Genomic DNA, 12,375 nt, shown 5'->3' with positions numbered 1-12,375 from the left:
CGTGCCGGTTGCGACGGCGGCCCAACCGGGGCAGGCGCTCATGTGGTCATGGGCATTGACCCGCTGAATTCCATCATGGGGTTGATTGGCGGCGAATGGCTGACGATATCGGGCTGAACAGGGCTGCTATCGCATGACCGCAGGCTTCATGCGACAAACGCACCAAACGAGCAGGAAGGAAGACCATGATCCGCACGCTACTCGCCCTTGTCACGCTGGTGACGTTTGCGCTGCCCGCCAGCGCCCAGCAACTGTCCCTGAACGAGGTGTCAAAGTACCTCAACGGGATCACCTCGGCGACCGGGACATTCACCCAGATCAACTCGGACGGCACGATTTCGACCGGGGATATCGCCATCAAGCGCCCCGGCAAGGTGCGCTTTGACTACAACCCGCCGGAACGGTCGCTGGTCATGGCGACGGCGGGCGCGGTCTATATCCTTGACCGCAAGCTGAACGCCCGCCCCGACACCTATCCGCTGCGCCAGACGCCGCTGTCGATCATCCTCGACCGCAAGGTCGACCTTGGCCGCGCGGGCATGGTGGTGGGACATGGCTATGACGGCACCGCCACCACGGTGACGGCGCGGGACCCGGACCACCCCGAATACGGCACCATTCAGCTCAAGTTTACCGGCGCGCCGGTGGAACTGCGGCAATGGGTGATCACCGATGGCAATGGCTCTCAGACCACGGTGATCCTTGGCGGGTTGCAAAAGGGCAACGTGCCCAACAGCCAGTTCTCGATCGACGCCGAACTGGCCAAGCTGAAGCCGTAACGCCGGTTGGTTGGGCCGCCTCAGCGGGCGGCCCGGCATCCCTTGAGCTGTTGCTGGTACACAACCGACCGTTCGCCAACCTGCGATGAGACCCGCAGCAGCCACGACTTTGCGTTGTAGCTGCCCCGGCGATAGCCCGAACGGCCCTCATGATAGGCAAGGTAGTGCCGCCGCGCGTCCGACATCGGGATGCCCAGCTCCTCATGCGATTTCTTCATGTACCAGCCCATGAAATCGGTCGCGTCGCGGATATTGTCCCGCCGCGCGCCCCGGCGGGCCCCTTCGGCGAGGTATTCCTTCCATGTGCCGTCCAGCGCCTGACTGTAGCCAAAGGCAGAGCTTTGACGCCCCACCGGAATCACGCCCAGACGGTACTGGAACGGGGTCCGCGCATCGCTGTCGAACTTGCTTTCCTGATAGATGGTCGCCATCTGCACATGCACCGGTACGCCCCAACGGCGCTCGGTCTTGCGGAAGGCCTGATAATATCCCGGTCGCTGTTCCAAAATGGAACAGGCGTTGTCCAGGTTGCGCGGTGATGACCCCGAGCCACCGCCACCGCCCCCGCAAGAGGCCGCCAGCAGCACGATCACCAAGGCGCGAAGGACTCTGCTCATTTGCCACTCGCCTCGTTTTGTCTTTTTGTTAAAGCTATTTTAGCCGATTGCGCCTGAGGAGGGAATCACATTTCCTTCAAGACGCAGATCGCCGCTGTGCGGGCCTCGCACCTTGGGGCCGAGTGGGGTAAAGGTCCGCAGTCTGCACTGTTGGCGTGTGAGTCACAGAGTGTTTCTGGGCAATTTAAGGCGAAAGTTGGACAACGCCCCGGCGTTGACGGTATCAAGGGGTATGAAGAGGTCTGTCATGTTGCACAATCGCGCGAAGTATCACCTTGGTCAGGTTGTCCGCCATCGCAAGCATCCCTTTCGGGGGGTGGTCTTTGACGTGGACCCGGAATTCTCGAACACCGACGAATGGTATGAGTCGATCCCCGAGGACAGCCGCCCCTCGAAGAAACAGCCGTTTTATCACCTGCTGGCGGAAAACGACCAAAGCTTTTACGTGGCTTATGTGTCCGAACAAAACCTCGTTGCCGACTATTCCGGAGAGCCGGTGGATCACCCCGACATCCCCGATCTTTTTGGCGCGTTCGAGGACGGCGCGTATGAGCTGCACTTCCAGATGAACTGAGGCCGGGCAGGGGGGCTGCGGGTATCCCTGTCCCGGACCTGACCTGGGGCCACGCTTTCCGCGCGCGGTCAGCGCGTCCTCACGCCTGCCGCCGCGCCCAGTCTGCGGCATCGTCCAGCCGGTCATCACCCCAGAACACCTCATCCCCGACAACAAAACTGGGAGAGCCGAAGACGCCGATTTTCTGCGCGGTTGCCGTTTGCCGCGCCAGCGCGTCGCCGATCTCTTTGCCTTGCGCGCGCGCCAGCACCGTCGCAGGGTCTTGCCCCACGGCACGCAGGCTGTCGCTCAGGTTCGGCTCGCTGCCTGCTTCCTGTCCGTCCTGAAACCAGCGTCGGTAGGTGTCCACCGTATAGGCCTCACCCCAGCCCTCGGTCATGCCCAGCAGCGCCACCCGGTTGGCCAGCGGCAGATGCGGCAGGGGATAGGGCGCGGGCACCCGGATCGGCAGGCCATATAGCTGGGCCCGCCGTTCCATATCGCGCCACATGTAGGCGGTCTTGACCGGCTTGTCGCGGAACGGAATGTTGTTTTGCGCCACCATGATGTGACGCACGTCGAACGGCCGCCATGTGACGTCCAGCCCGTTGTCGCGGGCATAACCGCCCATACGCATCACCGTCAGATAGCTGTAGGTGCTGCCGATCGAATACCAGAAATCCAGCTTGGCCATGTGCTCCCCCCGCCCGCTCGGGGCAAGGGTACAGTGTCAGGGCCGAGTCGGCAAAACAGACCGCGTCAGAGCGCGGCTTTCACGGCACTCAGGAAATCCGCCACATCCGCCTCTGTGGTGGACCAGCTGCACACCAGCCGCCCGGTGGTCATAGCCTCTGAGGAAGTCGGCGCATTGCCCATGAAGTGATAGACAGCCCCCGCCGCCTTGACCGCATCATGCACCCGGCGGGGCGCGCGGAAAAACAGCATGTTGGCGCGGGTCTTGTTCAGGATTTCGACCCCCAGCGCCGCCAGCCCCTCGGCCAGCGCCGCGCCGCGCGCATTGGCCCGCGTCGCCAGATCGCGCCACAGGTCGTCCTCCAGATAGGCCAGAAACTGCGCCGCCACATAGCGGTGCTTGGAATACAGATGGCCCGCCCGCTTGACCCGCAGTTCAAACTCCTGCGCGCGGGAATAGCCGCTGCTGGCAGGCGCGTCGGGATCAAAGATCACCACCGCCTCGGCGTCCATCAACCCGTTCTTGGTGCCGCCAAAGACAGCAATATCGACGCCGATCTTCCACGTCATTTCGGCGGGCGTACAGCCCAGCGTGACGCAGGCATTGGCCAGCCGCGCGCCGTCCAGATGCACCGGCAGACCGAACCCCTTGGCCACATCGCACAGCGCCGCCACCTCATCTACCGAATAGACGTTGCCGCCCTCGGTTACATTGGTGATCGACACCGGCCCGCGCTGCGGCCCGTGGACGCCCCGGTTGCCTTCACCCTCGATCGCCGTGCGCAGAGTAGCGGGCGTCATCACGTCCCCCTCGGACACCAGCGTCAGCTTGGCCCCGCCGGTGTAGAACTCGGGCGCGTTGCACTCATCCTCGTGGATATGCGCGTGCTGCGTGCAAAAGATCGTCCCGAACGGCGGGCACAGCGTCGCCAGAGCCAGCGCATTTGCCGCCGTTCCCGTCGCCACCAGATAAACCGCCGCGTTTGGTGCCTCGAACAGATCGCGCACCCGGTCGGCCACCTCTGCCGTCACCGCGTCGCCGCCATAGCTGGCCGCGTAGCCGGTGTTCACACGGGCCAAAGCCTCCAGCACCTGCGCCGGGACCGGCCCGGCATTGTCGGATGCAAAGTTCATCTCGGCTCCTCGATGATGTGATCTTCCCAGTCGTCTTCGTCGATCTCGAACTCGGGCACCGTCATGCCCTGCACCGACACACCCGCCGCATGGACAGAGTCCGCGGTGCCGGAAATCAGCGGATGCCAGTCATACAGCGGCTCACCGTTCCACAGCAGCTTGTAGGCGCAGGTTTCCGGCATCCAGTAGACGTGCTTGTGAATGTTGGATGGCGACATCACGATACATTCCGGCACAAACTGGTGCCGGATTTCATATTGTGCGCAGCGGCAGGTGGCATCGTCGAACAGACGGCAGGCGACGCGGGTCAGGGCGACTTCGCCGGTCTCTTCGTCCTCCAGTTTGTTCAGGCAGCATTTGCCACAGCCGTCGCACAGCGCCTCCCATTCCCGCGGATTCATGTCGCGCAGGCGTTTCTTTTCCCAGAAACGCGGGGTCAGGCCGCTGCGGTCGATGGGATCGCTCATAGCGCGGCCAGAATCTCGCGGGCGCGCAGGCAATCCGCATCCATCTGGGTGATCAGCGCGTCCAGCCCGTCGAATTTCAGCTCTGGCCGCAGATAGTCGACCAGACCCACCGACAGCGTCGCGCCGTACAGATCGCCGGTGAAGTCGAACAGGAAGGTCTCGATATTGGGGACCTCGCCGTTGAACATGGGGCGGACGCCAATGCTGGCCGCGCCGTGATAGCTGCCCTTGTGCGGTCCGTCGCGCACGTCGACCAACACGGCATAGACGCCGAAATGCGGCGGGTGCAGCCCGTCGATGGACATGTTCGCCGTCGGATAGCCCAGCACGCGGCCGCGCTGCTCGCCGCCGATCACTTCGCCCTCGATCCGGTGCCAATGGCCCAGCAGGGCGGCGGCGTCGCGCGGGCGCCCCTCGGTCAGCGCCTCGCGGATCGCGGTCGATGAGACCTGCACACCGTTCGTTTCCAGCAAGTCCGCCACCGTCACGCCGAATCCCATCTCTTTGCCATACCGCTGCAACGACTCGACATTGCCGGCGCGGGATTTGCCGAAACAGAAATCCGCGCCGACCACCACATTGACCAGCCCGAAGCCCTTGCAGATCACCCGCTCGGCAAAGTCGCGCGGCGTCAGCGACGCCAAAGCGGTGTTGAAGTTCAGCTGATACAGCCGCTCGACCCCCAGTTTCTCCAGTCGCGCGGCGCGCGCCTCAGAGTTCATCAGCCGAAAGGGCGGTGCGTCGGGGGCGAAATACTCGCGCGGGTGCGGCTCAAACGTCATCACCCCCAAAGGCGCGCCGGGTGCGGCCTGCCGCGCCAGATCAATCACCGCCTGATGGCCCAGATGGACGCCGTCGAAATTGCCGATGGCGGCGCTGGCGCCCCGGTCTTCGGCCCGTGTGTACTGATAGTCTCGAATGATCCGCATGGGCTTTCCGTTACCGGGCCACGGCACCGCGCGCAAGCGCAAGCCGGGTCAGGACAGCCGCGCCAGCGCCGCCGCGATCCGCGCGACGCCCTCACCGATCCGCCCGGAGGGGATAGAGCTATAGCCCAGCCGGTAGAACTGACGCGGCGGGTCCTCGCCGGAGAAAAACGCCTTGCCCGGCTCGATCATCACGCTGTCCGCGCGCAACCGCTCTGCCAGACCCCCCGTATCCACCCCATCCGGGGCCTGCATCCACAGGCTCGACCCGCCATGCGCGCCGCGCCCCGCCACCCGCAATCCGTGCTCGGCCACCGCCGCCTCCATCACCTGCCGCCGCGATGCCAGCGCCTTGCCGATGCGCCGGATCAGCGCGTCGTAATGGCCAAGGCTCAGGAACTGCGCCGCCGTGCGCTGGATATGTCCCGGCGGATGCCGCAACACGCTGGCCCGCAGCGCGCGTGCCTCGCGGATAAACGGCGCGGCCCCCACCAGATAACCCAGCCGCAGCCCCGGAAACAGCGACTTGGAAAAGCTGCCGACATAAACCACCCGCCCATCCTCATCGAGGCTCTTGAGCGCCGGACTGGGCGGCGTCAGATACGACATCTCGAACTCGTAATCATCCTCGACGATCAGCGCGCCCAGCTCTGCCGCCCGCGCCAGCAACGCCCGCCGCCGCGCCAGCGGCAGCGTGGCCGAGGTCGGGCACTGGTGGCTGGGGGTGGTGAAAATGACCCGCGTGCCCTCCGGCACCTGCTCGGGCGGCAAGCCGTGCTCATCCACCGGCACATGCCGCAACGGGCTGCCCGCCTGCCGCAGGATCTGCCGCAGCGCCGGATAACACGGGTCTTCGACCGCCACCGGCCGCCCCACCGCCAGCACCTGCGCCGCAATCCACAGCGCGTTCTGCGCCCCCATGGTGATCAGGATCTCATCGGGCCGCGCAAGGATGCCGCGCCGGGGCAGGGTGTGGCGCGCGATAAAGCTCACCAGTTCCGGGTCATCCGCATCGAACTGATCCTGCGTCAGGGCATCGAAATTCCGCGCCCCCAGCGCCTGCATCGCACAAAGCCGCCAGTTGGCATGGTCAAACAGCGTCGGATCCGCCTGCCCGTAGATGAAAGGATAGCGATAGCGCGTCCAGTCGGCGGGCTTGCCCATGCCCAGCGGCTGACCGTCGTCGAACCGCTGCGCCAGAGCCGCGCTCCAGTCGACACGGTCACCCCGCTCCGGCGGCGTCTCGAACACCGGCGGCTCCGGCGCGTTGTCGCTGACAAAATACCCCGACCGCCCGCGCGAGGTCAGAAAGTCGTTGGCCAACAACTCGGTATAGGCCAGCGTCACGGTGATCCGACTGACCCCCAGATGCCGCGCCAGCTTGCGCGTCGAAGGCAGCTTTTCGCCCCGCCGAAACCGCCCGGCAAGAATGCCCTCCGCCACCATCTGCTGAATGCGCGCCTGCAAGGTGCCCTGCACATTGGGCGACAGATGAAAGGTCTCGACAGGGATGGCCATGGACGCAGGATAGACTGGCCCGAAAATCCGCGCAATCTGGACTTATCGCTGACCCTCAGGCTTCTTCTTTGTCCAAATACACCCGGGGGTTTGGGGGCAGAGCCCCCGTCCTGCCTATCCGCTGGGCGACACCCGCTCCCCAAAGATGGCCGATCCGACGCGGATATGGGTCGCGCCAAAAGCGATGGCCTGTTCGAAATCGCTGCTCATCCCCATCGACAGCCCGTTCAACCCGTTGCGCGCGGCGATCTTCCCAAGCAGGGCGAAATGCAGGCTGGGCGTCTCGTCGACCGGGGGAATGCACATCAACCCGCGCAGCGGCAAATCCATCGCGCGACACTCTTGGATAAACGCGTCCGCGTCGCCCGGCAGAATGCCCGCCTTCTGCGGCTCCTCACCGGTGTTCACCTGAATGAACAGGTCCGGGCAGCCTCCCTCGTCCTGCGCCAGCCGCGCGATGGTTTTGGCCAGCTTGGGCCGGTCCACTGAATGGATCGCCTCGAACAGGTCAAAGGCTTGCCGCGCCTTGTTGGTCTGCAAGGGGCCGATCAGATGCACCGACACGCCGTCGAACCGTGCCCGGAAATCGGGCCATTTGCCCGCCGCCTCCTGCACGCGGTTCTCACCGAACAGGCGGTGGTCCTGCTCCAGAACCGCCGCGATCCGCTCTGGCGGTTGCACCTTGCTGACCGCGATCAGATGCACCTCATCCGTGGACCGGCCCGCCTCGGCGCAGGCTTTTGCGATCCGTGCCTGAATTTCGCTCAACCCCATGGTTCGTCTCCCCATGCCTCGATAAAGGGCGCCAGCTCGGCCTCGTATGTTTTCCACGCGTCCCGCCGTCCGGCATGGATCGGCTGGCGCACCTGTGTCAGGCTCAGCGTTTTCACATCTTTCTTGGAGGTGTGGAAGTTGAGACAGGCCTCTTCCCACTCCAGCCCTGCGGCGGCGACCAGCGCGCGCGCCTGCGGCTCGGGGTCGCTGACCAGTTCGTCATACCGCACCTCGTGGATACGGTCGGGCAGGCGGGCCTTCCAGTGCTCGACCGAGCGGCGGAACATCTTGATCGCATGAGCGATGTCGGCCAGGTCGTTGGCGTAACGGTGGGTGCCCAGCTTGAAGTGGTTCTTGTAGATCGACAGCGCGGTATCGCGCGGGTCGCGATGGACGACAATGATCCGCGCGCCGGGCAGACCACGTGCCACAAGGCCAAAGATCATATGCGTCTGGATCGACTTGTCGGTGACAACGCCCGTGGTGCGTCCGGTGTCACGGCGCACCAACCGGGCATAGGTCTCGGCCCAGCGGCCCAGTTTCATCGGCGACAGCTTGGCCAGCGGGGCCATCTTGTGCGCGGGGCCAAAGTGCAGCACCGCCTGTTTCAGCGCGTGGCCCAGCTCGCCGCCCGGATGGGCCTGACTGTGGCTGGCGATGATCTGTTCGACAAGGGTTGTGCCCGACCGCGGCATCCCGGTGACAAAAACCGCGCGCGGTGCCTGTTCGGGTCCGACAGGGGTGTAATCGTCGGTCTCCTGCGCATCCAGGAAAGCCCGCCACTCGGCATCGCGTTCATCCGCGTCAAAGGGGGCAATCTTGCGCTGCAATTGGTTGGCGGGTGCGAGATAGCCAAACACCTTGTCCGGCGCGCCGGTCTCTTCCATCGCCTTCGCCAGACCGTATCCCAGATGCATCCGCGACATTTCCGAGATCGACTCGTCTTTCCACAGCGCCTGCATCTGGCCGATCAGCGGCTCGTCCTTCTTCATCTTCCGACCGGCGGTCAGGACGCGGTAGGTCTCGCCCTCCTTGGGCGCGCGTTTGATCAGAAAGCGCAGGATTTCTTCGGCCTTGGCGAATGCACCGATATGTTGAAGATAGACGGCCTTTTCCGCGCGCGGCTGGAACTGGTTCGGGTCCAGCATGATCAGCCGGTCATGGCATTCCAGCGCGCGGGCCGAATTGCCCAGCCGGGCATTGGCCTCGATCGCGGTCTTGAGAACAAGCTTTTCGTTGGGCTTCTTTTCCAGCGCGCGATCCAGTTCCCGGATCTGCGCGGGTGTATCGCCTTTGGCCTCGGCAATTCGCGCAAGGTGGAAATGAATCTCCGCCGCACCCTTGGTGGGCAGCAGCAACCCTTTCAGGGTGCTTTCCGCCGGGCCAAGCTGGCCTTTTTCGATTTGGGTCAGCGCGCGGGCGAATTGCGCCTTGATCTGCTGGGGCGTCATTGGGGCTCTCTTATGTCCGCTGTGCGCCCGTTGTTCCAAAAGAAAAGAGCGGACGCAAGCGCCCGCTCTTCCCTAAACCAGTTGGTTTGGTGTCCTTAGAAGGACATTGCCAGACCAAACGAGTAGCTGTCGTTGGAACCAGCAACTGCGCCGAAGCGGCCGTCGCCGAGACCGAAGACTGCGAGCGGGATGTCTGCGTCGCTCGAGCCGTAGCCGAACTGAACTTCCAGACCGCCACCCAGGTCATAGTTCACGGCAACACCGTAACCGGTGTTGGTGAAGCCGGGGCCGGAGTACTCACCGTAGTTGGCCGAAACGGTCAGGGCGTTCATGGAGTAACCCAGGCCCAGACCCCAATGGTCAACGGTGGTGCCGGCAACGTCGGTTTCCGAGTAGTTCACAATGGCCTGGAGGCCGTTGTCGAACGTGGTGTCAACCGAGATACCCATGACTTCGATGTCTGCGCCACCGAGGTCGACCGACTGGTAACCAAGGCCAACGCCGAGGTCGAGGCCAGCAAGCTCACCCGAGTATTTGAAGCCGATGCCCCAAACCGGGTCAAAGGTGCCGGTGTCGTCGATTTCAGCGGAGATCGCGAACGAGAACGCGTCGAAGGAGTAATCGAAGCGAGCGATCTGACCGTCGAAGGTGCCGTCGAGGCCGCTGTTGAAGTTGAAGCCGGTGTGCGTGGTGTGGTCGTCAGCGATGGAACCGCCGATGCCAACTTCTTTCATGGCCCAGTCGAACGCACCGTCGGTGTCGCCCATGGTCAGGGTGGCGCCGCCGTATGCGATGAAGACTGCGAAGTCATCTTCAACGGTGGTTGCGATACCGCCGGCAGCTTCTTCCAGCTTGATCTTCGAACCGAAGGTCAGGCCGTTGTCAGCTTCGCCCGAGAGGGTGAAGGTGATGTCGGTGTCGGTGTGGAACTGAGCGGTGGCCAGGTGATCACCATCGATGATACCCATTTCGGCGTTACCGGTGACCTTGACTTCGGCCGCGGCGAAGCCTGCGGTTGCAACCAGTGCGGTGGTCGCGAACAGGATCTTTTTCATTGTTTCCCTCATGTGTTCAAAGGCACGTACCAGACCGATGCTCCGGCCTTGATGGACTTTCTATGCGCTTTGGCAGGTGGCCAATGCAAGCCATCGGGAATTGTCATTCGCAACAAGGGCACCAGTGATGCGATATTGCCACAAGGGTATTTGCCGCCCCCTATCTTTATACGCGATAGCAGCGTCTTGCGGCGAATTTTGGGCGAAAACCCGCCGATGATCCGCGCTTGCCGCAGGTCGCGCGCGCTTGTATGGAGGGCGTCGATGTTTTCGGCAAAGAGGGCCTGTCATGACCATGTCGCGAATCCTAGTTGGCACCTCTCTGGTGGCGATCATGCTTGTGACCTCGGGCTGCGGCACCTTTGGTGGCAACCGCAAGCCGCGCCAGCCGGTCGAGACCCGCTCTGCCGATGAGATTTTCAAGGAACTGGACGCCGAGAAGGGCGATACAGGGCCGGAAAGCACGATCTGGGACATCTTCAAGAAGCGCGAAGACCCCGGCCGTGTCGGCGCGGTGAACCGCTATCTGTGGAATTCGGCGCTGGATGTGCTGGACTTCCTGCCGGTGGAAACGATCGACCCGTTCTCGGGGGTGATCACCACCGGTTACGGCACTCCGCCGGGCGGTGGCCGCGCCTACCGCGCGACGATCCTGATCAGCGACCCGGCGCTTGACGCGCGCTCGCTCAACATTGCGCTGCACACCCGCTCCGGTCCGGTGGACCCGGCGACGGTGCGCGCGATCGAGGATGCGATTCTGACCCGCGCCCGCCAGTTGCGCAAGGAAGACAGCAGATTCTGAACCTGCCCCACGGGCAGCCCTGCGTTACACCCGTTGACCGCTTCCGACGCCGGAAGCGGTCTTTTTTATCGCGCCAAGGGGAGGGCGGACAACAGCCGGGGCCGGGGGCCGGAGCGATGGAGCCTAATCGTGCGGCGGCCGCGCCGCCATAGCGCCCAGCCGGTCCACCCAGTCCAGATGCTGCGGCAGGCAGACGCTTTGCAGGTCGTATTTCTCGCGCACCAGCGCTCGCGCATTGGCCCCCAGACGCGCCCGTGTCTCTGCATCGTCCAGCAATGCGCCGATCCGGTCGACCAGCGCGGCGCGGTCAAAGAAATCCACCATCCAGCCGGTCTCATCCTCGGTCATGACCTCGCGCACCGGGGCGGTGTCGCTGGCCACAATCGCGGCCTCGGCGCTCATCGCCTCCAGCAGCGACCATGACAGCACAAACGGGTAGGTCAGATAGACGTGCACCCGGCTGACCTGCAACATCGCCAGAAACCGGTCGTAGGGCACCCGGCCCAGAAAATGCACCCGCTTCCAGTGCGGCGTGGGAATAGTGCCGCGCACCTCGTCGATGAAGATCTGTTTCCACGACTGCCCCTTGGGCGGTTTCGATCCATAAGAGGTGCCGTCCCCGCCCAGAAGGACCACATGGGCGTTCGGGCGTTGCTTCAGCAGGTCGGGCAGGGCGCGCATGAACACGTGATAGCCGCGATAGGGCTCCAGATTGCGGTTGATGAAGGTGATGACCTCATCGTCGCGGGTCAGGGTCAGGTTTTCGTCGATCTGCAATTGCGCTTGCGGATTCGGGCGCACCAGATCGGTGTCGATGCCGTCATGCGCCACGGTCAGCCGCTGTTGCCAGCGGTCCGGAAAGGTCGCCGCCTGAAATCGGGTCGGCGAGATGCCCGCGTCCATGACCTCTTCGTGCATCCGGTTGTTGAGGTTCTTCATCCGGATTCGCAGCCTGTCCCCGGCGGGGTTCTTGGTGGGAAACTCGGGGTCGAAGTTGATGAAGGTCTCGGTGGTCAGGTGGTACAGCTCACAATACAGGCCCAGCCGCGCGGTGGGCCAGACGTCCTTGAGGAACATGCTTTCGCCCCAGCCGTGATGGGCGCAGATCACATCCGGCTCAAACCCCTGTTCTTTCAGCGACACCGCGCCGCGATAACAGGAGGTGGCGCGCAGGATCTTGGTCTCGAAATCCGCCAGCCAGGGGTGGATGCCCTTGGTCGAGGCGCCTTTGACCTCATAGGGGATGATCCGCACGCCCTGCCATGTCTGCGGCTCTTTCACCTTGCAGGTCAGCGCCACCACCTGATGGCCCCGCGCGGCCAGCGCCGGGGCCAGATGTTTGTATTGCCCCGGAAAGTTCTGGTGGATCAGAAGGATCTTCATCTGCGCGTTCCCCGGAGCCGTGCCGCCCCTTGTTCTGGTGTGCCTCGGCGCCAGTATAAACGCTGCGGGGCAAAAGGGAATCGGTTGCGGGCATTGGTAGGGGGGCAATGGGGGCGCTGCCCCCGGCTCCCTCCGGTCGCCTCCCCCGGGTGTATTTTGACAGAGAAGAAACCGGGGGCGATACGCGGGGCGCGGGCCTCCGGTGGCATCGGCCGGGGGCAGG

At 64.0% G+C, this 12,375-nt stretch carries 13 protein-coding genes; 3 read left to right on the top strand and 10 right to left on the bottom strand.

The features are described 5' to 3' along the window. Positions 1-185 precede the first annotated feature (185 nt). On the top strand, positions 186-779 hold the full coding sequence (locus tag ACN0S5_RS07405; protein ID WP_417207463.1) for a LolA family protein: 594 nt from the start codon (positions 186-188) through the stop codon (positions 777-779). 20 nt (positions 780-799) lie between these two features. Here ACN0S5_RS07405 and ACN0S5_RS07400 read toward each other — a convergent pair whose 3' ends face one another. Beyond that, entirely contained in the window at positions 800-1,396 is a 597-nt protein-coding gene (locus tag ACN0S5_RS07400; protein ID WP_417207462.1) for a lytic transglycosylase, read from the bottom strand. 247 nt (positions 1,397-1,643) lie between these two features. Here ACN0S5_RS07400 and hspQ point away from each other — a divergent pair, with 247 nt between their 5' ends. Then, on the top strand, positions 1,644-1,970 hold the full coding sequence (hspQ, locus tag ACN0S5_RS07395; RefSeq protein WP_323769722.1) for a heat shock protein HspQ: 327 nt from the start codon (positions 1,644-1,646) through the stop codon (positions 1,968-1,970). 79 nt (positions 1,971-2,049) lie between these two features. Here hspQ and ACN0S5_RS07390 read toward each other — a convergent pair whose 3' ends face one another. From ACN0S5_RS07390 to ACN0S5_RS07355, 8 genes are all read right to left on the bottom strand, one after another. Then, positions 2,050-2,643 carry a 2-hydroxychromene-2-carboxylate isomerase gene (locus ACN0S5_RS07390; RefSeq protein ID WP_417207461.1) on the bottom strand — a complete coding sequence of 198 codons (594 nt, stop codon included), beginning with the start codon at positions 2,641-2,643 and terminating at the stop codon, positions 2,050-2,052. 65 nt (positions 2,644-2,708) lie between these two features. Further along, positions 2,709-3,776, bottom strand: coding sequence for a threonine aldolase family protein (locus ACN0S5_RS07385; protein WP_417207460.1), 1,068 nt, complete (start codon positions 3,774-3,776; stop codon positions 2,709-2,711). Beyond that, complete coding sequence (locus tag ACN0S5_RS07380; RefSeq protein ID WP_417207459.1) at positions 3,773-4,243, bottom strand: YcgN family cysteine cluster protein; 471 nt, start codon at positions 4,241-4,243, stop codon at positions 3,773-3,775. Before ACN0S5_RS07380 ends, ACN0S5_RS07385 begins: the two co-directional genes overlap by 4 nt. After that, the gene (locus ACN0S5_RS07375; RefSeq protein WP_417207457.1) at positions 4,240-5,172 is read right to left on the bottom strand and encodes a bifunctional riboflavin kinase/FAD synthetase; all 933 of its coding nucleotides are present in this window, start codon (positions 5,170-5,172) and stop codon (positions 4,240-4,242) included. The genes ACN0S5_RS07380 and ACN0S5_RS07375 overlap by 4 nt, the downstream gene beginning before the upstream one ends. 48 nt (positions 5,173-5,220) lie before the next feature. Beyond that, entirely contained in the window at positions 5,221-6,687 is a 1,467-nt protein-coding gene (locus ACN0S5_RS07370; RefSeq protein ID WP_417207456.1) for a PLP-dependent aminotransferase family protein, read from the bottom strand. 114 nt (positions 6,688-6,801) lie between these two features. Further along, entirely contained in the window at positions 6,802-7,461 is a 660-nt protein-coding gene (locus ACN0S5_RS07365; protein ID WP_417207455.1) for a YggS family pyridoxal phosphate-dependent enzyme, read from the bottom strand. Further along, the gene (locus ACN0S5_RS07360) at positions 7,452-8,912 is read right to left on the bottom strand and encodes a tetratricopeptide repeat-containing sulfotransferase family protein (protein WP_417207454.1); all 1,461 of its coding nucleotides are present in this window, start codon (positions 8,910-8,912) and stop codon (positions 7,452-7,454) included. The genes ACN0S5_RS07365 and ACN0S5_RS07360 overlap by 10 nt, the downstream gene beginning before the upstream one ends. A 95-nt stretch (positions 8,913-9,007) precedes the next feature. Then, positions 9,008-9,967 carry a porin gene (locus tag ACN0S5_RS07355; RefSeq protein ID WP_417207452.1) on the bottom strand — a complete coding sequence of 320 codons (960 nt, stop codon included), beginning with the start codon at positions 9,965-9,967 and terminating at the stop codon, positions 9,008-9,010. Between the two features lie 289 nt (positions 9,968-10,256). On the opposite strand from ACN0S5_RS07355, the gene ACN0S5_RS07350 reads away from it, so the two are divergent. Further along, positions 10,257-10,769: a DUF3576 domain-containing protein gene (locus tag ACN0S5_RS07350; RefSeq protein WP_417207450.1), complete on the top strand. Its 513-nt coding sequence runs from the start codon at positions 10,257-10,259 to the stop codon at positions 10,767-10,769. A gap of 123 nt (positions 10,770-10,892) precedes the next feature. On the opposite strand, the gene ACN0S5_RS07345 is transcribed toward ACN0S5_RS07350, so the two are convergent. Then, positions 10,893-12,152 carry a glycosyltransferase gene (locus ACN0S5_RS07345; RefSeq protein WP_417207448.1) on the bottom strand — a complete coding sequence of 420 codons (1,260 nt, stop codon included), beginning with the start codon at positions 12,150-12,152 and terminating at the stop codon, positions 10,893-10,895. Positions 12,153-12,375 lie beyond the last annotated feature (223 nt).

It is taken from the genome of Antarctobacter sp. (assembly GCF_048262615.1).
GTDB lineage: Bacteria > Pseudomonadota > Alphaproteobacteria > Rhodobacterales > Rhodobacteraceae > Antarctobacter.
The sequence above is the reverse complement of the archived record's forward strand: the minus strand, read 5'-3'. Positions and strand labels throughout refer to the sequence as shown.

Excerpts from the sequence above, each read along its gene's own strand:
- ACN0S5_RS07360 (WP_417207454.1), bottom strand. The coding sequence starts at position 8,912 with ATGACGCCCCAGCAGATCAAGGCGCAATTCGCCCGCGCGCTGACCCAA.
- ACN0S5_RS07390 (WP_417207461.1), bottom strand. The coding sequence starts at position 2,643 with ATGGCCAAGCTGGATTTCTGGTATTCGATCGGCAGCACCTACAGCTAT.
- ACN0S5_RS07375 (WP_417207457.1), bottom strand. The coding sequence starts at position 5,172 with ATGCGGATCATTCGAGACTATCAGTACACACGGGCCGAAGACCGGGGC.
- ACN0S5_RS07345 (WP_417207448.1), bottom strand. The coding sequence starts at position 12,152 with ATGAAGATCCTTCTGATCCACCAGAACTTTCCGGGGCAATACAAACAT.
- ACN0S5_RS07355 (WP_417207452.1), bottom strand. The coding sequence starts at position 9,967 with ATGAAAAAGATCCTGTTCGCGACCACCGCACTGGTTGCAACCGCAGGC.
- hspQ (WP_323769722.1), top strand. The coding sequence starts at position 1,644 with ATGTTGCACAATCGCGCGAAGTATCACCTTGGTCAGGTTGTCCGCCAT.
- ACN0S5_RS07380 (WP_417207459.1), bottom strand. The coding sequence starts at position 4,243 with ATGAGCGATCCCATCGACCGCAGCGGCCTGACCCCGCGTTTCTGGGAA.
- ACN0S5_RS07405 (WP_417207463.1), top strand. The coding sequence starts at position 186 with ATGATCCGCACGCTACTCGCCCTTGTCACGCTGGTGACGTTTGCGCTG.
- ACN0S5_RS07365 (WP_417207455.1), bottom strand. The coding sequence starts at position 7,461 with ATGGGGTTGAGCGAAATTCAGGCACGGATCGCAAAAGCCTGCGCCGAG.
- ACN0S5_RS07370 (WP_417207456.1), bottom strand. The coding sequence starts at position 6,687 with ATGGCCATCCCTGTCGAGACCTTTCATCTGTCGCCCAATGTGCAGGGC.
- ACN0S5_RS07350 (WP_417207450.1), top strand. The coding sequence starts at position 10,257 with ATGACCATGTCGCGAATCCTAGTTGGCACCTCTCTGGTGGCGATCATG.
- ACN0S5_RS07400 (WP_417207462.1), bottom strand. The coding sequence starts at position 1,396 with ATGAGCAGAGTCCTTCGCGCCTTGGTGATCGTGCTGCTGGCGGCCTCT.
- ACN0S5_RS07385 (WP_417207460.1), bottom strand. The coding sequence starts at position 3,776 with ATGAACTTTGCATCCGACAATGCCGGGCCGGTCCCGGCGCAGGTGCTG.